Origin of the sequence: Streptomyces sp. NPDC020299 (assembly GCF_044387825.1) — a bacterium.
Taxonomy (GTDB): Bacteria; Actinomycetota; Actinomycetes; order Streptomycetales; family Streptomycetaceae; genus Streptomyces.
Genome location: NZ_JBIRWL010000005.1, coordinates 287,716 through 307,851, shown reverse-complemented (window position 1 = coordinate 307,851; position 20,136 = coordinate 287,716). Strand labels below are relative to the sequence as shown.

Genomic DNA, 20,136 nt, shown 5'->3' with positions numbered 1-20,136 from the left:
GACGGGTCGTCCGGAGCCGCCGGTGGAGCGGCCCCTTGCTGGTCAGGGTCTGGTCCAGTTCCGCAGCAGGGCGTCGAGGGAGTCCAGGGTCCAGAGCCAGGACGCCTGCGAGTCGACGGCGGTGTGGCTGAAGCCTCCGGCCGCCTCCAGGCTGACGTAGCCGTGGAAGACGCTGCCCAGCATCCGGACCGCGTGCGTCTGCTCCGGCTCCGTCAGGTCGTAGCCGCGCAGGATGGCGCGCGTCATCTGTGCGTGCCGGACGCCGGCGCTGGCGGCCGCCGTCTCGGGGTCGAGTCTGAGCCGGGCGGCGGCGTAGCGACCGGGGTGCTCCCGGGCGTAGTCGCGGTAGGCGTCCGCGAAGGCGACCAGGGCGTCCTTGCCCGCGCGCCCGGCGAGGGCGGCGGCGACCCGGTCGGCGAGTTCCTCCAGAGCGAACAGGGCGATCCTGGTCTTGAGGTCCTGCGAGCTCTTCACGTGCGAGTACAGACTCGCGACCTTGACGTCGAACCGCCGGGCGAGCGCCGAGACGGTCACCTGGTCGAAGCCGACTTCATCGGCGAGTTCCGCTCCCGCCCGGGTCAGGCGCTCCGGGGTCAGTCCTACTCGGACCATAACCTTCCTCCCGTCCGGCGATAGCCATCATGAACTTACCTAATACCTTTAGGCAAGGCCCCTGGGTGGGCGGTGAGTGCGGCGCGGTGTGCGTGACTCCGCCGACGCGATCGGAACGGAGTACATCGTCTGGGGTGCGTCCCACTCCACGAAGGTGCTGATCATTCGCATGCCGATAGCCTCGAGTAGGCGGCGTGACCGGGCGTTGGCCTCCTGGGTCACCGCGATGACGGACGGATCGTCCGACGGGACGTGGTCCAAGCACCAGCCGACTGCGGCCGTCACGGCCTCACGGGCGTATCCCTGTCCCCAGTGTTCCGGCAGGAACGAGTAGGACACCTCCCGCCGACCGTCGAACCGGGAGTTCGGATCGATCGAGACGGAGCCCAGAACGGTTGCCTCCTGCCGCGTGACCACGGTGAACACATGGGGTCTGCCAGCGAAATGCTGCTGATAGGTGGTCAGTTGATCCTCAGCGACCGGGCCGCCGAGGAAGCGTCGGACATCGGGATCGGTCCACAACCGGGTGAACTCGGAGACGTCACCGGATTCGGCCGGACGCAGGATCAGCCTGGGAGTCCTGAGGACACACGGCCAGGACTCCGCAGCAGGCAGCAACGACATGAGATCATCGTCTCAGATGACCGATGTGTCACCTCGCCGCTGAACAGCGTTCGTGGACCACACGACCGCCGAACACCGTGAGATCCACCTCCATCCGCGTGATGTCGTGCGGGTCGAGGCCGAGGAGCGGGCGGTCGAGGACGCACAGGTCGGCGACCTTGCCGGGTTCGATGGTGCCCTTCCAGTCGTCGGCGAAGTCCTGCCAGGCCGCGTTGACCGTGTAGGCCCGCAGGGCGTCGGCGAGGGGCACGCACTGGTCGGGGCCGCTGGTCCGGCCGCCGGCCCTGGACTCGCGCAGCATCATCGAGGCGACTCCCTGCCGCCAGTCGGGTTCGGTGATCGGGGCGTCGGAACTGGAGCAGACGGTGACCCCGGCCTCGATCGCCGAGCGGACCGGCCACTGGTAGGCCGAGCGGCGCGGGCCCACCACCTCGTCCATGAGGTCGGAGATGGTCCACTTGATGGCGGGGTTCATGTTGACGCCGTATCCGTGTGCGGCCAGCTTGGCCAGGCTTTCGGGACCGATGAAGTCGCCGTGGATGACGTAGTGCCGGGCGTCGGGGCGGGGTGCTGCCTCATCGGCGGCGACGAAGGCGTCCACGACGGTGTCGATGGCCCGGTCACCGGTGACGTGCACGCCGAGTTGGAAGCCGGCCACATGGGCGATGCGGATCATCTCGCGGAGTTCCTCGACCTGGAGGGCGGGGGTCTCGCCGTGGACACAGAGGGCGCCGTGGCCGCCGTCGGTGTAGGGCTCGTTCATCCAGGCGGTGCGGTTCGGCGGCACGCCGTCCGCGAAGATCTTGACGCCGATGGCGTTCAGCAGCCGCGGGTCGGCGGAGGCGGGGCGGCGCAGCTCGGCCAGACCCGTGCGCAGGTCGTCGGCGGAGCCCCCCATCGGTGCCGGCAGCAACAGCACACTGACCCTGGCCTGAAGGGCCTGCTCGGCGGCGAGTTCGGTGTACGCGGTCCAGTTGTCGGTGCTGAGACCGCCGAAGAAGGTGTCGCCGCCGCCAGGTCCGAGGCCGGGCTCGGTGTAGCTGGTGATGCCGCGGGAGTGGAGTTCGCGGACCACGGCCTGGATGGCCTGGCGGCGCTGAGCGGTCGTGGGCCAGGGCAGCTCGCCCTGGATCAGCCGCGCGGCGGCTTCCCGCAGGATGCCCGTGGGCTCGCCGTCGGGGCCGGTGTCGATCACGCCGCCCGCCGGCGGCGCCGTATCCGCGTCGATGCCGCAGCGGCGCAGGGCCGCGGTGTTGGCCCACACCATGTGCTGGGAGAAGTCGGTCAGGCAGACCGGGTTGTCCGGGGCCACCACGTCGAGGTCCCGGCGGTGCGGGAAGCGGCCCGGGTCGGCGAGACACTCCGCCAGGTAGCCGGCGTCCCAGCCGAGTCCGACGATCCACTCCCCCGGCGCGACGGCGCGCACCGCCCCGCCCACGAGCGCCGCGATGTCGGCGATCGAGCCCACCGCGGGATGGCCGGCGTTCAGGGCGAACGGCGGTTTCGTCATCCCGTAGGCGGCCCCGTGCAGATGCGAGTCGTTGATGCCGGGCAGGACGGTCCGCCCGCCGAGTTCGACGATCCGGGTGCCGGGCCCGGCCAGGGCGCGGATCTCGGTGTCGGTTCCGACCGCGACGATGTCCCGGCCGCGCACCGCCACACCTTCGGCGACGGTGAACTCGGGGTCGACGGTGAGCACCTGGCCACCGGTCAGGATGAGGGTCGGAGCGGTTTCACTCACGGGAGACCTCTTTCAAGGCTTCATGGCTTCATGGCTTCATGGCTTCATGGCTTCAAGGGGAAGGGAGTCAGCGCCCTGGCCTTGGGGCGAAGTACGCCAGCGCGGCGCCCGCGACCAGGGCGGCGCCCTGTGCCATCTGCTGCCAGAACGTCGGCACGTTCAGCAGGGTGAGGCCGTTCTGCAGGCCGCCGAGGAACAACACGCCGAGCAGGACGCCGAGGATGGAGCCGGAGCCCCCGGTCAGGGCGATGCCGCCCAGCAGTACGGCGGTCAGCGCCGTCAGTTCGAACCCTGCGCCGGAGGTGCCGGCGACCACACTGTCCAGCACCGACGCCTTGATGGCACCCGCCAGAGCGGCGGCCACCCCGGTCGCCACGAACAGCGCGAGGGGCGTACGGCGGATGCTGATGCCGGAGAGGTGGGCGGCCTCGCGGTTGACCCCGTTGGCGAAGACGTGCCGGCCGGCCGGGGTCAGCGCCAGGAACGCCGCGCCCACGGCGAGTACGACCGCGGCGATCACGACCGGCTCGGCGAGCCCGGCGATCCGAGCCCCGCCGAGCCAGGCGTAGCCGTCACCGAAGCCGCTCAGTGGCAGCGGGAACAGCTGCTGCGCGAGGCCCCGGACAGCGGTGAGCATGCCGAGGGTGACGATGAACGGCGACAGGCCGAGGTAGCAGCACAGCACACCGTTCAGCGCGCCGACCGCAGCACCGGCGGCCAGCGCGCCCACGACGGCGATGACCGGCGACTGCCCGCTGCTCGCCAGCCTGCCCGCGACCAGCCCGCCGAGGGCGAGTGTGGAGCCGACCGACAGGTCGAGGTAGCCGCTGATGACGAGCAGGGCCAGCGGGACGCAGACGATGGCCAGGGTGGCGGCGTCGGTGGCGATGCCGCTGAGGTTGGCCGGCGCCAGGAAGCTGCCGGTGGACAGCTGGAAGACCAGCACCATCGCGGCGAGCACGGCGATCAGGGGGTGGCGTCGTACGGTGGTCAGGCCGCCCGTGGCCAGGACGCGGGGGCGGGTCAGGACGCGGTCGGCGGTGGTCATACTGCTCCTTCGGCGGGCGGGGTGACGGCCCCCTGGTCGGTGTCGTGGCCGGCGGACGGCTCCGTGTCGTGGCCGGCGGACGGCTCGGTGTCGTGGACGGCCGCCAGCAGGGCCTGTTCCGTGAGCGCGGCGCCGGACAGTTCTCCGACGATCCGGCCGCCTGCGACGATCAGGCAGCGGTCGGCGAGCGCGACGACCTCCTCGGGATCACTGGAGGCGAACAACACGGCCGTGCCCCGTTCGCCGGCCAGTTCGCAGACCACGCGGTAGATCTCCTGCCGGGCACCGACGTCGACGCCCTGGGTCGGCTCGTCCAGCAGCAGGACCTCCACGTGCCGGGCCTCGTTGATCCACCGGCCGAGGACGAGCTTCTGCTGGTTGCCGCCGGACAACGCGCCGCCGGGCAGGTCCGGTTGGACGGGACGCAGCCCGACGTTCCGGGCGAGCGAGTGGAAGACGCGCCGTTCGGCGCCCAGCGACCGCAGCCCTGAGCGGGCGAGGGGCCGGATCGAGGGCAGCAGTACGTTGTCCTGCGCGTCGAGGACGGGGAAGAGGGCCTGGGCCCGTCGGTCCGCCGGGACCAGGGCGATCCCGGCGGCAAGGGCCTGTGCGGGCCGGGCCGGGGCCACGGTGCGCTGCCCGATCCGGATCGTGCCGCCCGAGGCGCGGCGCCGGCCGAAGAGGGTCTCCAGCATCCGCGTGCGTCCGGAACCGATGAGTCCGAACAGTCCGACGCGCTCTCCTTCGCGGACCGTCAGGCTGGCGGGCCCGAAGCCGGGGCCGTGCAGGCCGTGGACGGTGAGGCGGGGTGGGCCCGGGGTGCGCCGGGGGGTGCGGGGGCGTTCGGTGGTGTCCGCGTGCGGGCGGCCGGCGATCACCGTGACCAGCTCGGACCGCGTGTGCCCGGCCGTGTCGGAGTGGTGGACGACCCGGCCGTCGCGCATCACGGTCACCGCGTCCGCCAGCCGCTCCACCTCCGACAGCAGGTGGGTGACGTAGACGATGGCCAGTCCCTGGGTGCGCAGGTCCTCGACCCGTTCGGCCAGGGCCTCGCTCTCGGCGCCGGACAGGGCGGCGGTCGGCTCGTCCAGGACCAGCACGGAGGCGCTGCGGCTGAGGGCCTTGGCGATCTCCACCAACTGGCGCTGTCCCATGGGCAGGTCGGCCACGCGGTCACGTGGGGAGCAGGTGGCGGCGAGCCGTTCGAGCAGCCCGGCCGCCACCTCGTCCTGGGCGCGGCGGTCGATGCGGCCGTGTCGTGTCCACTCCTGGCCGAGGAAGATGTTCTCCGCGACCGTGAGGGCGTCGACCACGCTCAGCGTCTGGTAGATGATCGCCACACCCGCGGCGATCGACTCCCGTGGGCTCAGCCGGGTGTAGGGCGTGCCGCCGATCTCGATCGTGCCGGAGTCGGGCGGGAAGGCTCCGCCCAGGCACTTGATGAGGGTGGACTTGCCGGCGCCGTTGTGGCCGAGCAGGGCGTGCACCTGTCCGGCGGGGACGGTGAGGTGCACGCCGCCCAGAGCCCGGACTCCGCCGAAGGACTTGGTCAGCCCGCGGATGCGGAGGTTGATGGTGGTCATGTCCGGCCCTACGCGTTCTGGGCGAGCAGTTCGTCGATCTTCTTGGTGTCGCCGTGCCGGACGAGGGTGATCGGCACCTGAGCGCTGGGGTCCGGCTTGCCGGCGGCGACCGCGAGCGGGACGTCGACGATGGCCGAGGCGATGTCGTTCGGCGCGAGCGCGGCCGAGGCGCGGTAGAAGGTGCCCTGCTTGACGGCGAGGAGGGACGGGGCGGCTCCGTCCTGTCCGCCGACGAAGGTCTTCGCGTCGTCCTTGGCGCGACCCGCCTGCTGGAACGCCTTGAACGCGCCGTACGCGGCGGCGTCCGTGACGCCGAGGACGAGGTTGAGATCGGGGTGCTTGGCGAGGATGGCCTTGGCCTTGGACAAGCCGGTGTCGGGGTCAATGGCCTGCTCCCGGGCGACGACGTCGACGCCCGGGGCGGCCTTGGTGAAGGCGTCGATCATGCCCTTGGTGCGTTCGCGGCCCAGTTCGATGGTGCTGTCGGTGAGGAACGCGATCTTCCCCTTGCCGCCGAGGTGCTCCGTGGCCCACTTCGCGGCAGCCTCGCCGAGCAGCGTTCCGCCCTTGCGGAAGCTGAACCGGATGTCGGCGCTCTGGTGCTCCAGGGAGCCGCCGTACGTCACCCAGATCAGGCCCGCGTCCAGGGCCTGCGCGGCGATCGGCTCGGCGGCCTCGAAGACCATCGGGAAGGACACGATCGCCGGGACCTTCTGGGTGACCCAGGTGTTGAGATTCGTGGCCTGGGTGTCGGCACCGGCGTTGTCGTTCGTGGTCAGCACGGACATGCCGTGCTTCTTCGCGCCGGCCGTGGAGAGCTTGACCAGCGTCGAGTACAGCGGGAGCTGGGTGAAGGGGTAGTCCAGCCCGATCTTCGCCGGTTTCCGACCGCTTGCGGCGGATGGCGAGGACTTGGCCGAGGCGGACGTGCTCGCCGGCGCCGAACAGCCGGTGGCGGTCAGCGCGGTGGCGGTGAAGGCGCCGGCGGAAAGGGCGAGGAACCGTCTGCGGGAGGCGGTCGGGCCGGTGACGTACTCGGGTGTGATCATGGCGGGGCTCTCCGAGGGGCGGGCCCGCGTGAGCCGCGGGCGACCGGTGCTGCCAAGGGGTGTGCCGGACAGGAAAGACCCGAGGGACACCATGCCGCCATCCGTAGAAGTACCGATCGGGTCCGGCGGCGCCGCGCCGCGGGTCCGGTCCGGTCCGGTCCGGTCACGGAGCCGTGGACATCTTGCCGGTGGGGCACGCTCCCCATATCGTTGGGACCCAAACGAGATTCGGTCGTCCCGTGCCCCGGAGGCTCGCATGCTCAGCCACCACCACATCGCGGCGGCCACCCGCATCGGCATGCTCACCCGCGAACGCGATGCCGCGTCGGCCTGCGGCGAGGCACTGCGCGAACTCGCCCGTGCGCTCCCGCTGGACGCCGCGACGCTGCTCACCCTCGACCCGCTCACCGGCGACCACGTCCAGGTGGCGGGCATCGGTTACACCGCCGAGGGCTCCCAGTCGCTGGCCGCCGAGTTCGTCGCGACCCCGTGGTACCGCAACGTCGTACGACAGGAGCTGCCGCCGTCGATCTCGGAGGACACCGACGACGATCTGGGCACCCGCTTCCGGCAGGGCTGGTTCTACGCCGAGCGGGTTCGGCCCGCGGGATTCCGGGACGGAGTGACCGGCGCGCTTCGGCATGGGGGCCGGCTCGTCGGCCTCGTCCACCTGTCCACGGAGGGCGCGGACGCCTACGACACGGACGCGCGCCGGCTGCTCGCGTCCGTCATGCCGGCCCTCGGCGCGCTCGCCGACCCGGTGCCGCACACCGGCGACCTCCTGGAGGGGCCGGGCGAGGGCAGCGCGGCGAGCCTGGTGACCGAGGGCGGAGTGATCGGCGTACCCGGGCGAGACCGTGTCCGGGTGCTGTGCGACGAGGGGTTCCGGCCGCTGCTGCGGGCCTTCGCCGCCACCGGCGGCCGGCGGCTGCGGGTGCTGTGGCCGGTGAGAGACAGGTGGTACCGCGTCAGCCTGCACCGGCGGCAGCCCTCACGGGGGTTCGCGGCGGATGCCGTGCTGGTGGTCGAGACCCCGGTCGCGCTGCCGTACGGGCTGAGCCCGCGCGAGCTGGAGGTGCTGACCCGGGTGGCCCTGGGACAGACCAACCAGGCCATCGCGGAGGCCCTGTTCCTGTCGCCGCGGACCGTGCACACGCATGTGGAGCACCTGCTGCGCAAGACCGGCACCGCCTCCCGCGCCGAGGCCACGGCCCTGGCGGTCCGCGACGGCCTGCTGCACCCGGCCCCGGCCGACCTGGCCCGCTTCGTCGAGCGGTGACCGGCCGGCACCGGTACCTCTACCGGTCGGTGACCGTGGAGTCAGGTGCGCGTAACACTGCCGAGCGCGGTGCGCAGGTCGTCCTCTCCGGGGCGCGACGGAGGCAGGGGGGTGGCGTTGGCGGGGTCGAGCGAGTCGAAGAGCAGGGCGATGAAGCGGGCGCGCAGCGCGGGTGCGGTGCCGGGGAGTGCCAGGCCCGCGACGGCCATGACGAGAAAGCGGGGGATGTCCTCGGCGGTGAGGTCGGAGCGGATCTCACCGGCCTGCTGCCCGCGCTCCAGAAGCGGGTGGAGTGAGTCGCTGAAGCGCTGGAGGACTTCCACCGCTACGTCGGCGAAGTTGCCGGCGAACGTGACCAGCCCCCGTTCCTCGGTGATCAGGTCGAGCAGGTGTGTGGCGATGCCCTGAAGCGCCTGGCGCGTGTGGTCGGCATCGGCGGCACGCTCGATGAGCGGGAGGAGGTCGGTCTCGAGGATGTCCTCGAGGACGGCCCGGACGATGGCCTCCCGGTTGGGGAAGTGGCGGTAGAGCGTGGCGATGCCCACACCGGCCTCCGCCGCGATCTGCTCCAGAGAGGCTTCGCCCCTGCCCAGCACGGTCCGTCCCGCGGCGACGATGCGCTCCACGCTCGAGCGGGCATCGACCCGGCGCCGGGAAGCGCCGCCCTTCGTGGTTGCCATCCGTGACTCTTCCCTGTCCTGCCTGTGCTGCCCGTCCTGCGACGAGGGCGGTCGCCCCTCCCCGTTCGATAGCACCCTACCGCATTGATAGTCTCCTATCGCTTTGATAGAACCCTCTCACTTCGCTGTGTGATCTCGGCTGTCAGGCCGATGGAGATGGGGAGAGATCTGTGTCCGTTCTGCTGTACCGGCTGGGAAGCTTCGCCTACGGCAAACCCTGGTACGTCATCGGAGGCTGGCTCGCTGTACTGGCGTCCGTCGTGGCGCTGCTGACGGTCAATCCCGTCAAGCTCAGCAACGCGGTGCGCATCGACGGCACCCCGGCCCAGAAGGTCATCGACGATCTCGCCACCTCCCTGCCGGAGGCGTCCGGCGGCCAGGGCATGCTGCTCTTCAAGGCCCCGGACGGCGCCCGGATCGACGGCGAGCGGAGTCGGCCCGCCCTGCTGGCAGCGGTGGATGCGGTCTACCGCCACGGTCATGTCATCGACGCGCGGGGGCTCCTGGCCCGGGAAGCGGCCAAGGGTGAGCGCAGCCCACTGCTGCGCGCCCAGACAGCGGTGGCACGTGCCGCAGGCCGGCCCGCCTCCGGCCGGCCGCCCGTCCCGTTGCGGGCGGGTGGTCAGCCGGTGCCGGGGGTGTTCGTCTCGGCCGACGGCTCGACGGCGTTGATGCAGTTCCAGTTCGACGAGCAGACCTTCGAGCTTCCCTCCGGGACGGTCGACAGCACCATCGGGGCCGCCGAGCGACGAGCCGCACGCGGTGGCCTGGAGGTCCTGCCGTCGGCGGCGATGATGGAGGTCCCCGAGATCATCGGCGTCGGAGAGATCGTCGGCGTAGCCGTCGCGGCCGTGGTCCTCCTGATCACTCTGGGGTCGGTCGTGGCGGCGGGTCTGCCGCTGGTCATCGCCCTGGCCGGCGTGACGGTCGGAGTCGGCGGTGCCTTCACCCTCTCCACCGTCTTCGAGATCCACTCGCTCGCCGCGGTACTGGCGCTGATGCTGGGACTGGCCGTCGGCATCGACTACGCCCTGTTCATCGTCAACCGGGAACGCCGGCTGATCCTGGACGACGGCCTGGACGCACACGAAGCGACCAGCCGCGCCATCGGCACCGCCGGCAGCGCGGTCTTCTTCGCCGGCAGCACCGTCATCATCGCCCTGGCGGGGCTCCTGGTCATCCAGATCACCCTGCTCTCCACCATGGCCCTCGTCGCGGCCGCCACGATCGCGATCTCCGTCCTGCTCGCCCTGACCCTGCTGCCGGCACTGCTGGGCCTGGTCAAGGAACGCGTCTGCCCCACCCGGACCTGGCACAGGGCACGGCAGCACCCGACGCCGGCCGGCCATGCACGGGCCACGCGGTGGGGAACGCGCCTGGTGGGCCACAGGTACGCCGCGCTCGCGGCCGCGGTCCTGGTCCCCGTGGTCCTGGCGGTGCCTGCCGCCGACATGAAACTGGGCCTGCCCTCCGGCGCCAGCTACAACCCCGACACCGGGCAGCGCCGCAACTACGAGCTGGTCAGCGACGCCTACGGGCCCGGCTACAACGGTCCTCTCCTGGTCGCCGTCCGCTCCACCACGAGCGGAGCACCCCTCTCCCCCGCCGCCCTCGCCGCAGTGACCTCGGATCTGCGGAACACCAAGGGCGCCACATCGGTCTCGCTGGCCGGGATGAACAGCGCCGGCACCACAGCCATCCTCAGCCTCGTCCCCGGCAGCGGCCCGAACGACGACGCGACCAAGGACCTCGTGACGGCGGTACGGAACAAGAGCGCGAAGATCTCCGAAGCCCACGGTGCCGTCATCGGCGTCACCGGCTTCACCGCCCTCGCCATCGACGTCTCCGACCGGCTCGCCGACGCCCTGCCCGTCTACCTGGCGACTGTCCTGGGACTCTCCCTGATCGTCCTGCTCCTGGTCTTCCGCTCCCTGATGGTCCCCGTGATGGCCACCCTCGGCTTCCTGCTGAGCATCGCCGCCACCTTCGGCCTCACCACGGCCGTGTTCCAATGGGGTTGGCTGCAGGGCCTGATCGGGCTCGACGCCACCGCACCGGTCGTGAGCCTGCTGCCCATCATCGTCACCGGCGTCCTGTACGGGCTCGCCATGGATTACCAGATGTTCCTGGTGACCTCCATACGCGAAGCGCATGTCCACGGCGCGACCGCGCGGAGTGCCACCGTCACCGGCTTCGCACGCGCGAGCTCCGTCGTCCTGGCGGCGGCCACCATCATGGTCTCCGTCTTCGCCGGGTTCATCTTCAACGCCCAGCCCATGATCAAGCAGGCGGGCTTCGCGCTGGCCGCAGGAATCCTCATCGACGCCTTCGTCGTCCGTATGACACTCATCCCGGCCACCATGGCGCTCGCTCAGGAAAGGGCCTGGTGGATGCCCGCCTGGCTGGACCGGCTGCTGCCCGACCTCGACGTCGAGGGCGACAAGCTCGCGCAGCGGATCCCCGGGCCCGATTCGATCGTCCAGTGAGCCAGTGAGCCAGTGAGCCAGTAAGGCGGCATGGGCGGCCCAGCCGGTTGCACCCCGCTCCGGGGGACATCGCAACCGGCCGAGCCGCCACCGCTGAACCACCGGGCCGGCCCGGGAAACCGGTGGCGGGACGGTGAACGAACTCAGGCCCAGATCACCGGCCGGCCGCCGTCGCCTGGCGGGTGGTTCGGGTCGCCTCATGACCGTCATGGGTGCCGAGCGCGCGCAGGATCTCCTCGACGCTCTGCTTGGCATCGCCGAACAACATGCTGCTGTTCTCACGGAAGAAGAGCGGGTTCTGCACGCCCGCGTAGCCGGAGGCCATGGAGCGCTTGAAGACGACGACCTGGTCCGCCTCCCAGACCCGCAGCACCGGCATGCCGGCGATCGGACTGGCCGGGTCATCGGTCGCGGCCGGGTTGACGGTGTCGTTCGCGCCGATGACCAGCACGACCGAGGTGTCGGCGAAATCGTCGTTGATCTCGTCCATCTCCAGGACGATGTCGTAGGGGACCTTCGCCTCGGCCAGCAGGACGTTCATGTGCCCGGGCAGGCGCCCGGCGACGGGGTGGACGCCGAAGCGGACCTCGACGCCCCGCTCGCGCAGCCGCCGCGTCAGCTCCGCCACGGGGTGCTGGGCCTGGGCGACGGCCATCCCGTAACCGGGAGTGATGATCACCGAGCGGGCCCGGGCGAGCATCTCGGCCGTCTCCGCGGCCCGCACTTCTCGATGCTCGCCCTGTTCCTCCTCGCGGCCGGAGGGCGCCTCGATGCCGAAACCGCCCGCGATGACGGAGAGGAAGGACCGGTTCATCGCCTTGCACATGATGTACGACAGGTAGGCACCGGAGGAGCCCACCAACGCCCCTGTGACGATGAGCAGGTTGTTGTCGAGCAGGAAGCCGGCCGCGGCCGCCGCCCAGCCCGAGTAGCTGTTCAGCATGGAGACGACCACGGGCATGTCGCCGCCGCCGATCGCGGCGACCAGGTGCCAGCCGAGCGCCAGCGCCAGCACGGTCACCGTGATCATCAGGGCCTGGTTCGGGCTGATCGTGAACCAGACGGTCAGTACCACGAAGGCACCGAGCGCGCCGAGGTTCAGCGCGTTCTTGCCCGGCAGTGTGAGCGGACGGGACTTGATGCGCGCCGAGAGCTTCAGGAACGCGACGATCGAGCCGGTGAAGGTGACCGCGCCGATGAAGACGCCGATGAAGACCTCGGCGTGGTGGATGCCCAGCAGGTCGGCGCCGATCCGGGTCTGCGCCGTGCCGTGCGCTTCCACTTCCAGGTAGCTGTTCCAGCCCACCAGCACCGCGGCGAGGCCGACGAAGCTGTGCAGCACCGCGATCAGCTCGGGCATCTGCGTCATCTCGACCCGGCGGGCCCGCCACAGACCGATCACCGCGCCGAGCGCCATCGCCAGCAGGATCAGGGCCACCGCTTCGGCGGTGATGTTCTGCGCCGCCGCCACGACCGTGGCGACCAGCGCGAGGACCATGCCGGCGATGCCGTAGACGACGCCGACGCGGGAGGTGCGGTGCTGGGACAGGCCGGCCAGGCTGAGGATGAACAACAGGGCGGCGACCAGGTCGGCAGCGTGGGAGGCCGTCAGTGAGGTCATCTCGGCTCAGCCTTTCGAGAACATGGACAGCATGCGGCGGGTGACGGCGAAACCTCCGAAGATGTTCACGCTCGTCAGCAGGATCGCCACGAAGGACAGCGCGGTGACGATCCGGCTCTCGTGCCCGATCTGCAGCAGGGCACCGATCACGACGATCCCGGAGATCGCGTTGGTCACCGACATCAGAGGCGTGTGCAGCGCGTGGTGCACCTTGCCGATGACGTAGTAGCCGATCACGACCGCCAGGGCGAACACGGTGAAGTTTCCGGCGAGTTGAGCGGGTGCGAAGGCCACCAGCAGAAACATGGCGAGCATGCCGATCGCGATCAGGCCGTAGCGCCGCGCGGGCGTCAGTTTCGGTTGCCTCGGGTCGGGTTCGGGCGAGGCGGGCACGGTCTCCGGCGGCTCGGTGGGCGCGGCCGACACCGCCACCGGTGGCGGCGGCCAGGTGACGTCGCCGTTCCGCACCACGGTCACGGCCCGCTGCACGGCGTCGTCGAAGTCGATCGTCAGCTGCCCGTCCTTGCCGGGTGTGAGCAGTTTCAGAAGGTTCGCCAGGTTGGTGCCGAAGAGCTGCGAGGCCTGGGCGGGCAGCCGGGCGGCGAGGTCGGTGTAGCCGATGATGGTGACCCCGTTGTCCGTGACCACCGCGCGCCCCGGCACCGTTCCCTCGACGTTGCCGCCCTGGGCCGCGGCCATGTCGACGATGACACTGCCCGGCTGCATGACGGCCACGTCCTCGGCGGACAGCAGGCGCGGCGCCGGGCGGCCCGGGATCAGCGCGGTGGTGATCACGATGTCCACGTCCTCGGCCTGCCGGTGGTAGAGCTCGGCGGCGGCACGGTCATAGTCGGCGGAGGTCGCCTTGGCGTAGCCGTCGGTGCTCCGCTCCTGGGCGACGTCCACCGGGAGGTACTCGCCGCCCAGCGACTTCACCTGGTCCGCGACCTCGGGCCGCGGGTCGGTGGCCCGCACGATCGCACCGAGGCTGGAGGCGGCACCGATCGCCGCCAGCCCGGCCACGCCCACACCGGCGACCAGCACCTTCGCCGGGGGCACCTTGCCCGCCGCGGTGACCTGGCCGGTGAAGAACCGGCCGAAGGCGTGCGCGGCCTCGACGACCGCCCGGTACCCGGCGATGTTCGCCATCGACGACAGCACGTCCATCGACTGGGCCCGCGAGATACGTGGCACCGCGTCCAGCGCCAGCGCGGTCGCCCCGGCAGCCGCCAGCGCCTGCAGCAGCTCGGGCTTTTGCGCCGGGGCCAGCAGGGCGACCACGGTCGCGCCTTCCCGCAGCCGGGTGATCTCCGTGTCGGAGGGAGGGTTCACTTTCAGGACGACATCCGCGTTCCAGGCCTGGCCGATCTCGGCACCGGTATCGAGGTAGGCCTGGTCGCTGAAGCCGGAGGCCGCGCCGGCCCCGGACTCCACCACCACCTCGTAACCCAGGGCGAGCAGTTGACGCACCGTTGTCGGCGTCGCCGCGACACGGGTCTCTGCGGAAACGGACTCGACCACGACGCCGATGCGCTGGGGTGGGTGTTGCGCAGATTCTTGTGCAGACATATCTCGTGTTCTCTCCCGGTAGGAGGGGTGACGGGTATCCGCGTTCAAAGAGCGCCCACGTTCGAAGAGCGCCCACAGAAATCGTTCCCATGGACGCGAGCCGCAGGAAACCTACCCGTCAGAGTCGCCCGACCCGACACATACGGCCCCGATGAATTTCACTCGGGGTCTTCGGCGAGCAGTGGCCGGAGGGCGCCGAGCAGTGCGCCGATGCAGGTGTCGCGGAGCTGGGTGCGGGTGCAGGTCTCCTGGGTGAGCCAGTCGACGCAGAGGACCTGGACGAAGACCAGCCAGCTTTTCAGGACGGAGGACACGGCCTCGCGGGTGCTTTCGCCCGCGAGTGGGAGTACGGCCAGCAGCCGGATACGGAGTGCGTCCAGTTCGTTGGTCATGATCGACTGAATCACCGGGTCGCCCGCGAGAACCCGGTTCGCGGCGAGGACGGCGTTGCGGTTGGCCATGAAGTAGTCGAGATGGACGTCCATGCCCTGGATGAGCTGCTCCACCAGGGAGTCGGCGGGGTCGAGCCGGGTTTCGGCGAGCAGTTGGTCCGCCGCCTGCTGGTAGACGGCTGCGAAGAGGGCGTGCTTGCTGGGGAAGTGACGGTAGAGCAGGGCGCGGGAGACGCCGGCCTCTTTGGCGACCTCCTCCATCAGCACGTCGTCGTACGGGCGAGCGGCGAAGAGCCGCGCCCCGACGGCCAGGAGTTGGGCGCGGCGATCGGTGGGGCTGAGTCGCTGGCGGGGAGGCATGGACGCAGATTACTTGACATGTGTCTACTGGCGCGCCCAGTCTAGTAGACACACGTCAACTAAATCTCCGTCGAGGCGGACTGGGAGGGATCGTGGCAAGGGCTCTTCGAGTACTCGCACAGCTGATGGGCTGGTCCTGCGTGGCGATCGGTGTGTTTCATGTGGTGCTCGGCAACGCGGCGATCCCCGGCGCGGGTTCCGCCGGTGCGACGGTCGACAGCTGGGGCCGGTTCATGGGGGCCAGTTTCACCGGCTACGGGCTGGCCTGGCTCTGGGCCGCTCGGCAGCGCCCCGTCCCGGCCACGGCGGTGCGGTGGCTGGCCGGCGTCTTTCTGCTGGGTGGCGTGGGCCGGCTGATCTCGCTCGCCGTTCACGGCTGGCCCCAGTGGTTCCAGATCGCACTGGCGGTGATCGAGCTCGGCCTGCCGCCGGTCTTCTTCTGGCTGGCCGACGCGGGGGAACGTGCTTGGCAAAGCGACGCGGAGACCGTGCCCGCCGGGCGTTGAACGCGCCACGACCGGAGGGGACATCGTCCCGGCCGCGGGGCCGCCGCTCGCCGAGGTGCAGCAACTGGTGGCCCACGAGAGAGAGCCCGGTGACGCGGACCCGCCTCCTCGGCGGTGGTCGGCAGCTGAGAAGGTGTGGTGCTGTGGAAGAACTGGCCGAGGAACTCGGGGTCAGCGCTCCCGTGCGTTTCCTGTTCAAGTTCCTCTGCCACGGCGCCATCAGCTCGTACTGGCTCGGCGTCCACGAAACGGTGATTCCGGCTCAGGTCACCGCGGGTCCGACCGAGGTGGCCTGGCACGCAGGGGTGACGGAGACCGAATTGCAGGCAGCTGTGCGGAGTCGGCGCTTCGTACCGGACGGCCAGGAGGCGCCACGGCTGGCATGAGGCGGCTGGACTGCGGACGGGAGCCCTCCCGTCAGATTCGTGTCGGCACCTGCTGCTTACGGGTCGGCATCCATCGTTATCTCGCCATGCGCACTCGTATGCTCTTGCGTCTGCTGCTGGCCGTGTGACTAGAGTGACGGCCTGCTCTCGGTGCAGTTGGGGAACTGCCTGCCCGTCTCGTCCGGGCGGGACGGGAGCGGGCGACCACTACACACCGAGCGCCACGGGGGACACGTATGCGTAAGCCGGTATCCCTACCGCCCCTCGTCCTGCTGCTCGTTGCCGGAGCGATGACCGCTGCGTGCGGGCACGAACAGGCGGGCAACGACGCGGCTGCGGCGGCGGTCCCGTCCCCGCCGCCTGCTTCCGCGACCTCGCCGACCGTCGCCACCGCAGCGCCTGACAGGACGGAAGTCGCCCGGCGGAAGGCGGAGGAGGAGCGCAGGCGAGCCGCAGCACCGCCCGGGGTGGCCATCACTCCGTCCCCGGCCGGTACCGGCATCGCCGAGGGCAGCGAGAGGTTCGGAACTCCCATCGCCCGGCGAGGAGATGTGACCGTCTATACACCGAGACGGGCCAAGGAAGTCCTGACGGTCCCCGTCAAGGTGGTCAACAGCGGTAGAGAGCGCGCCTTCTACCGATTCCGTATCCGTGTCACGGGGGCGGGTGGTTTCGACGCGACGGCAAGCGCTTCGGCGGAGGTCGTAGGCCTGTATCCCGGCACCTCGTGGCCGACCGAGTTGACCGTGAGGGACTCCGGCCGCACGCCTCCCGCTAGCCCGCGCATCACGATCGTGAGCGTCGAGCGGGATGTGTATCGGGCCGGATAGGCGAGTCAGGGTGCATGGTGTCTCTGTTCACGTTGTTCGGCCCGCCCGCGATCACCTTGCTCCTCCTTGCCGTTGGGGCGTTCCCGTACGCGTGGTGGGTGACCAGGAGGAAGCCCTCACAGCCGGCCCGCTGGGCTGTGATCGGGATCGCGGCGGCAATCGCCGCCTATGGGGCCGGAACCGTCTACGGGCTCGCCTTCACGAACCCGCTCGACGTATGCGGGGACAAGACCGGCGAGGGCGTGTACCTGGATGCCGGCCGGGACTACAGCCTGACATCGGTGAACGTGGACAGCTTCCCTCCGTCCATCACCTGCAACTGGACCAGCGGCCACAGCACCGAAGAGGTGTGGTTCTGGGCCCCGCCTCTGCTGTACGCGGGGCTGGCCTGCTCCGTCGTCTGCTCCGCGCTGCTTCTCGTCAACCGCTCCAAGTACGGAAGAACCTCTCGGGACAACGAGCTTGACGTATAGGCGGGGACGGGCCCGCTATGGCTCCGGGAGCGGCGCCCCACCTTGCCACGGGGCAACGTGATTGGCCAGCTCGTCGACACACCCTGATCGTGCCGTTTCAACGTCGCCCCTACGGGTGTCGTCGCCCCCTACTGATCAACGGCTGACAGACGCTCGCCCCGCCGAGCGCGTCCGGATCTCGGCGCGCTCACCAGGGCACGGGCGTTCCGTCCCAGGAGAAGAAGCCTCCGGTGGGACCGTCGTCCGGCAGCAGTGCGAGACGGACGGCTCCCTGGGCGGCCTCGGCCGGGTCACCGCCGGCAGCGGCGGCCCGGGGGTTGAGATCGGTGGCCCGCAGGCCGGGGGCGAGCGCGTTGACCTTGAAGCCGTCCTCGGCCAGCGTCTGGGCATAGAGGACGGTGAGGGCGTTGAGGGCGGCCTTGGACGACCGGTAGGCGGCGGCGCCACCGCTTCCGGGAGCGAACTGGGGGTTGGGACTTGTGCTCCAGGTCAGCGACGCGGTGCCACTGGAGATGTTGACGATGCGCGGGTGGGGGGACCGGCGCAGGGCGGGCAGGAAGGCATTGGTCAACGCCACCACCCCGAACACGTTGGTCTCGTACGTGCGCCGGTATTCCTCGACGCGGGTGTCGGCCGGCGGGGCGAGTGACGGTGCGATGCCGGCGTTGTTGACCAGCACGTCCAGGCGGTCCACCTGAGCCGCGGCTTGTGCGATGCCGTCGGGATCCGTCACGTCGAGGACCAGCAGCCGGGCGCCGGCATGGAGCTCCTCGACGACCCGCTGTCCGCGCCCGGGGTCGCGGGAGCCCACGTACACGGTGAAGCCCTCGGCCGCCAGCAGCCGGGCGATGTGTTTGCCGATGCCCTTGTTGGCACCGGTGACCAAAGCTGTGCGATCGTTCATGGCAACTACGGTCCCCCGGCAGTGGGTGCCCTGCCAGGGACAGTCTGTACCAGGCAAGCGGCCGGAGGTGGCATGGCGCGGCAGGAACTGGCCCGCTTTCTGCGGGACCGTCGGGCGGGCCTGCGTCCGCACGAGGCGGGGTTGACGACGTGGGGCGCCGCCCGCCGTACGCCGGGCCTGCGCCGCGAGGAGGTGGCGGAGCTCGCCCACATGTCGGTCGACTACTACACGCGGCTGGAGCAGGCCCGGGGACCGCGGCCATCGGCCCGGATCCTGGACGCGCTGGCCCAGGCGCTGCGGCTCACACCGGCCGAGCGCGGCCACCTGTACCGCCTGGCGGGATCGAACGCGCCGCCCGGCACCAACGCGGTGCGCCGGGTACGCCCGCACGTCGCCCGGATGCTGGAGCGGCTGCCGGAGACCGGCGCGATCGTCACTGACGCGGCATACGGCGTCGTCGCCTGGAACCCCCTGGCCCAGGCACTGTTCGGCGGCGACCTCGCTCGCGGGACGACGAACCTGGCCCGGCGCCGCTTCCTGGGCCAGGGGCGGATGTACGAGAACTCCGGTGCCGAGGAGTTCGGGCACATCGTGGTGGCGCGGCTGCGCCGGGCCGCCGACCGCTACCCGCACGACCCCCGGCTGACCGCCCTCCTGGCCGAACTGCACTCCGGCAGCGAGGAGTTCGGGCAGATCTGGCAGACACATCCGGTCCACGCTCCCGGGCACCGCACCAAGACCCTCCACCACCCGGAAGCCGGCACGCTGCGGTTGAACTGCGACGTCCTGCTCGTACCCGAGGATGACCAGGAAGTCGTCCTGATCACGGCCGACCCCGGATCATCCGCCGCCCGGACCCTGCAGAGGCTGGGCAGGCAGGCGGCCTGAAACGGCTCGTGCGATGAGGTCGTGGATCAGGAATTCCCCGGGGTCACGGTTCTCTTTGAGGCGGTCGAGGTTGTCGGGGCTGAACCAGCCGAAGGCCGAGTGCTTGGACCATTCCAGATCGGGATGGTCGAGGTCGCCTTCGACGTCCACGAGATAGTCCGCCTCGTGACGGAGTCCGCCGCCGTCGTCTCCGTGCCATGTGGTGGTGCCCAGGAACAGCCGCACATGGCGGAGGCGCCAGCCGGTCTCTTCTTCGACCTCTCGCGCGAGAGCCTCAAGGAGGGTCTCCCCTGACTCGACGTGCCCACCGACGATGTCCCAAGTATCAGGGAAAAGGCGTCGGTTCGGGCTTCGCTTCTGGGCGAAGGCTTCACCGTCGTGGTTGAGGATGACAGCACCGACGGTCCAGAGCTCGCCAGGAACGGGAACGGGCAGCTCGACGTTGTGGTCCACGCTGAAAGACTGGTTGTGTGCGGGCATGGCCCACAGCGTAGGCCGGGCGTCGCAGCCGGGCGGCACAGAATCGCTCCGGTCGTACCGTGTGTGATGCTGGCGGCATGTCTGATCAACCTGAGGTTGTCATCGCCCGCTGGACAGGTCAGGGCACTTCCGATCAGGGCGGGCTGGCCGCACTGCTGGCGGCTTACCATCTGCGGACGCAGGCTGAGAAGGGCGAGGCCGTCGCTGATGCGGACGGGTTGCCGACCCGCTACCGGGCGGAGGTCCTGGACCCGCGAACCGCGTTCGCCGACGATGTCGTGCTGGTGGCGTTGAGCGGGGACACCGCCGTGGGCTGCCTGGTGGTGACCGCGTCCATCGGCGGGCGGTGCGAGGTCAAGAGGCTCTGGACGGCTCCGGCGTTCCGCGGCCAGGGCATCGCGTCCGGCCTGGTCAGCGCCGCGCTCGCGCATGCCGCGGACAGCGGCGCCAGGGTGGTACGGCTGTCGGTGTGGCAGTGGCGGGCAGGCGCTGTCGCCCTGTACGAGCGGCTCGGCTTCACCGTCACCGAGTCGTGGGACGAGCGGAGTCAACTGGTGTGTATGGAGCGCGCGGTGTAGGTGGTCGCACTGGCCTTCCGAGCTCGATTCGAGCGTCGAGCAGGTCA

Annotated in this window: 20 protein-coding genes; 8 read left to right on the top strand and 12 right to left on the bottom strand. The window is 70.5% G+C overall.

Going from position 1 to position 20,136, the window contains the following annotated elements:
* Positions 1-42: 42 nt before the first annotated feature.
* The 6 genes from ACH45E_RS15750 to ACH45E_RS15725 all read right to left on the bottom strand — a co-directional run bounded on the left by ACH45E_RS15750 (position 43) and on the right by ACH45E_RS15725 (position 6,657).
* Positions 43-612 carry a TetR/AcrR family transcriptional regulator gene (locus ACH45E_RS15750; RefSeq protein ID WP_361438613.1) on the bottom strand — a complete coding sequence of 190 codons (570 nt, stop codon included), beginning with the start codon at positions 610-612 and terminating at the stop codon, positions 43-45.
* Positions 613-660: 48 nt separating this feature from the next.
* Positions 661-1,236 carry a GNAT family N-acetyltransferase gene (locus ACH45E_RS15745; protein WP_361438615.1) on the bottom strand — a complete coding sequence of 192 codons (576 nt, stop codon included), beginning with the start codon at positions 1,234-1,236 and terminating at the stop codon, positions 661-663.
* A 28-nt stretch (positions 1,237-1,264) separates the two neighbouring features.
* Positions 1,265-2,977 carry an amidohydrolase gene (locus ACH45E_RS15740; RefSeq protein WP_361438617.1) on the bottom strand — a complete coding sequence of 571 codons (1,713 nt, stop codon included), beginning with the start codon at positions 2,975-2,977 and terminating at the stop codon, positions 1,265-1,267.
* A gap of 67 nt (positions 2,978-3,044) precedes the next feature.
* On the bottom strand, positions 3,045-4,025 hold the full coding sequence (locus ACH45E_RS15735) for an ABC transporter permease (protein WP_361438619.1): 981 nt from the start codon (positions 4,023-4,025) through the stop codon (positions 3,045-3,047).
* Complete coding sequence (locus ACH45E_RS15730) at positions 4,022-5,608, bottom strand: sugar ABC transporter ATP-binding protein (RefSeq protein WP_361438622.1); 1,587 nt, start codon at positions 5,606-5,608, stop codon at positions 4,022-4,024. Before ACH45E_RS15730 ends, ACH45E_RS15735 begins: the two co-directional genes overlap by 4 nt.
* Positions 5,609-5,616: 8 nt before the next feature.
* Positions 5,617-6,657 (bottom strand): sugar ABC transporter substrate-binding protein, encoded by a 1,041-nt coding sequence (locus ACH45E_RS15725; RefSeq protein WP_361438625.1) that lies wholly within the window; start codon positions 6,655-6,657, stop codon positions 5,617-5,619.
* A gap of 256 nt (positions 6,658-6,913) precedes the next feature.
* Between ACH45E_RS15725 and ACH45E_RS15720 the strand changes: the two genes are divergently transcribed.
* Positions 6,914-7,936, top strand: coding sequence for a LuxR C-terminal-related transcriptional regulator (locus ACH45E_RS15720; protein WP_361438627.1), 1,023 nt, complete (start codon positions 6,914-6,916; stop codon positions 7,934-7,936).
* Positions 7,937-7,977: 41 nt separating this feature from the next.
* On the opposite strand, the gene ACH45E_RS15715 is transcribed toward ACH45E_RS15720, so the two are convergent.
* Positions 7,978-8,616 carry a TetR/AcrR family transcriptional regulator gene (locus ACH45E_RS15715; protein ID WP_361438629.1) on the bottom strand — a complete coding sequence of 213 codons (639 nt, stop codon included), beginning with the start codon at positions 8,614-8,616 and terminating at the stop codon, positions 7,978-7,980.
* Between the two features lie 170 nt (positions 8,617-8,786).
* Here ACH45E_RS15715 and ACH45E_RS15710 point away from each other — a divergent pair, with 170 nt between their 5' ends.
* Positions 8,787-11,102 carry an MMPL family transporter gene (locus ACH45E_RS15710; RefSeq protein ID WP_361438631.1) on the top strand — a complete coding sequence of 772 codons (2,316 nt, stop codon included), beginning with the start codon at positions 8,787-8,789 and terminating at the stop codon, positions 11,100-11,102.
* Positions 11,103-11,256: 154 nt separating this feature from the next.
* On the opposite strand, the gene pntB is transcribed toward ACH45E_RS15710, so the two are convergent.
* The 3 genes from pntB to ACH45E_RS15695 form a co-directional block, all read right to left on the bottom strand.
* Positions 11,257-12,723 carry a Re/Si-specific NAD(P)(+) transhydrogenase subunit beta gene (pntB, locus tag ACH45E_RS15705; RefSeq protein ID WP_361438633.1) on the bottom strand — a complete coding sequence of 489 codons (1,467 nt, stop codon included), beginning with the start codon at positions 12,721-12,723 and terminating at the stop codon, positions 11,257-11,259.
* Positions 12,724-12,729: 6 nt separating this feature from the next.
* A complete protein-coding gene (locus tag ACH45E_RS15700; RefSeq protein WP_361438635.1) occupies positions 12,730-14,292 on the bottom strand; it encodes a Re/Si-specific NAD(P)(+) transhydrogenase subunit alpha in 1,563 nt (520 codons plus the stop codon).
* Between the two features lie 158 nt (positions 14,293-14,450).
* The gene (locus ACH45E_RS15695) at positions 14,451-15,044 is read right to left on the bottom strand and encodes a helix-turn-helix domain-containing protein (RefSeq protein ID WP_361438637.1); all 594 of its coding nucleotides are present in this window, start codon (positions 15,042-15,044) and stop codon (positions 14,451-14,453) included.
* Between the two features lie 92 nt (positions 15,045-15,136).
* Here ACH45E_RS15695 and ACH45E_RS15690 point away from each other — a divergent pair, with 92 nt between their 5' ends.
* The 4 genes from ACH45E_RS15690 (at position 15,137) to ACH45E_RS15675 (ending at position 17,239) form a co-directional block, all read left to right on the top strand.
* Positions 15,137-15,550: a DUF4345 domain-containing protein gene (locus tag ACH45E_RS15690; RefSeq protein WP_361438639.1), complete on the top strand. Its 414-nt coding sequence runs from the start codon at positions 15,137-15,139 to the stop codon at positions 15,548-15,550.
* A 143-nt stretch (positions 15,551-15,693) separates the two neighbouring features.
* Positions 15,694-15,936, top strand: a complete 243-nt coding sequence (locus ACH45E_RS15685) for a hypothetical protein (protein ID WP_361438641.1) — start codon at positions 15,694-15,696, stop codon at positions 15,934-15,936.
* 236 nt (positions 15,937-16,172) lie between these two features.
* Positions 16,173-16,766 carry a hypothetical protein gene (locus ACH45E_RS15680; RefSeq protein WP_361438643.1) on the top strand — a complete coding sequence of 198 codons (594 nt, stop codon included), beginning with the start codon at positions 16,173-16,175 and terminating at the stop codon, positions 16,764-16,766.
* 98 nt (positions 16,767-16,864) lie between these two features.
* Complete coding sequence (locus tag ACH45E_RS15675; protein WP_361438645.1) at positions 16,865-17,239, top strand: hypothetical protein; 375 nt, start codon at positions 16,865-16,867, stop codon at positions 17,237-17,239.
* 187 nt (positions 17,240-17,426) lie between these two features.
* Here ACH45E_RS15675 and ACH45E_RS15670 read toward each other — a convergent pair whose 3' ends face one another.
* Positions 17,427-18,143: an SDR family oxidoreductase gene (locus ACH45E_RS15670; protein WP_361438647.1), complete on the bottom strand. Its 717-nt coding sequence runs from the start codon at positions 18,141-18,143 to the stop codon at positions 17,427-17,429.
* 72 nt (positions 18,144-18,215) lie between these two features.
* On the opposite strand from ACH45E_RS15670, the gene ACH45E_RS15665 reads away from it, so the two are divergent.
* On the top strand, positions 18,216-19,031 hold the full coding sequence (locus ACH45E_RS15665) for a helix-turn-helix transcriptional regulator (RefSeq protein WP_361438649.1): 816 nt from the start codon (positions 18,216-18,218) through the stop codon (positions 19,029-19,031).
* Here the strand turns inward: ACH45E_RS15665 and ACH45E_RS15660 are convergent.
* Positions 18,984-19,511 (bottom strand): NUDIX domain-containing protein, encoded by a 528-nt coding sequence (locus tag ACH45E_RS15660; protein ID WP_361438651.1) that lies wholly within the window; start codon positions 19,509-19,511, stop codon positions 18,984-18,986. The two genes, ACH45E_RS15665 and ACH45E_RS15660, sit on opposite strands and share 48 nt — an antisense overlap.
* Positions 19,512-19,588: 77 nt before the next feature.
* Between ACH45E_RS15660 and ACH45E_RS15655 the strand changes: the two genes are divergently transcribed.
* Positions 19,589-20,089 carry a GNAT family N-acetyltransferase gene (locus ACH45E_RS15655; protein WP_361438653.1) on the top strand — a complete coding sequence of 167 codons (501 nt, stop codon included), beginning with the start codon at positions 19,589-19,591 and terminating at the stop codon, positions 20,087-20,089.
* Positions 20,090-20,136: the final 47 nt, after the last annotated feature.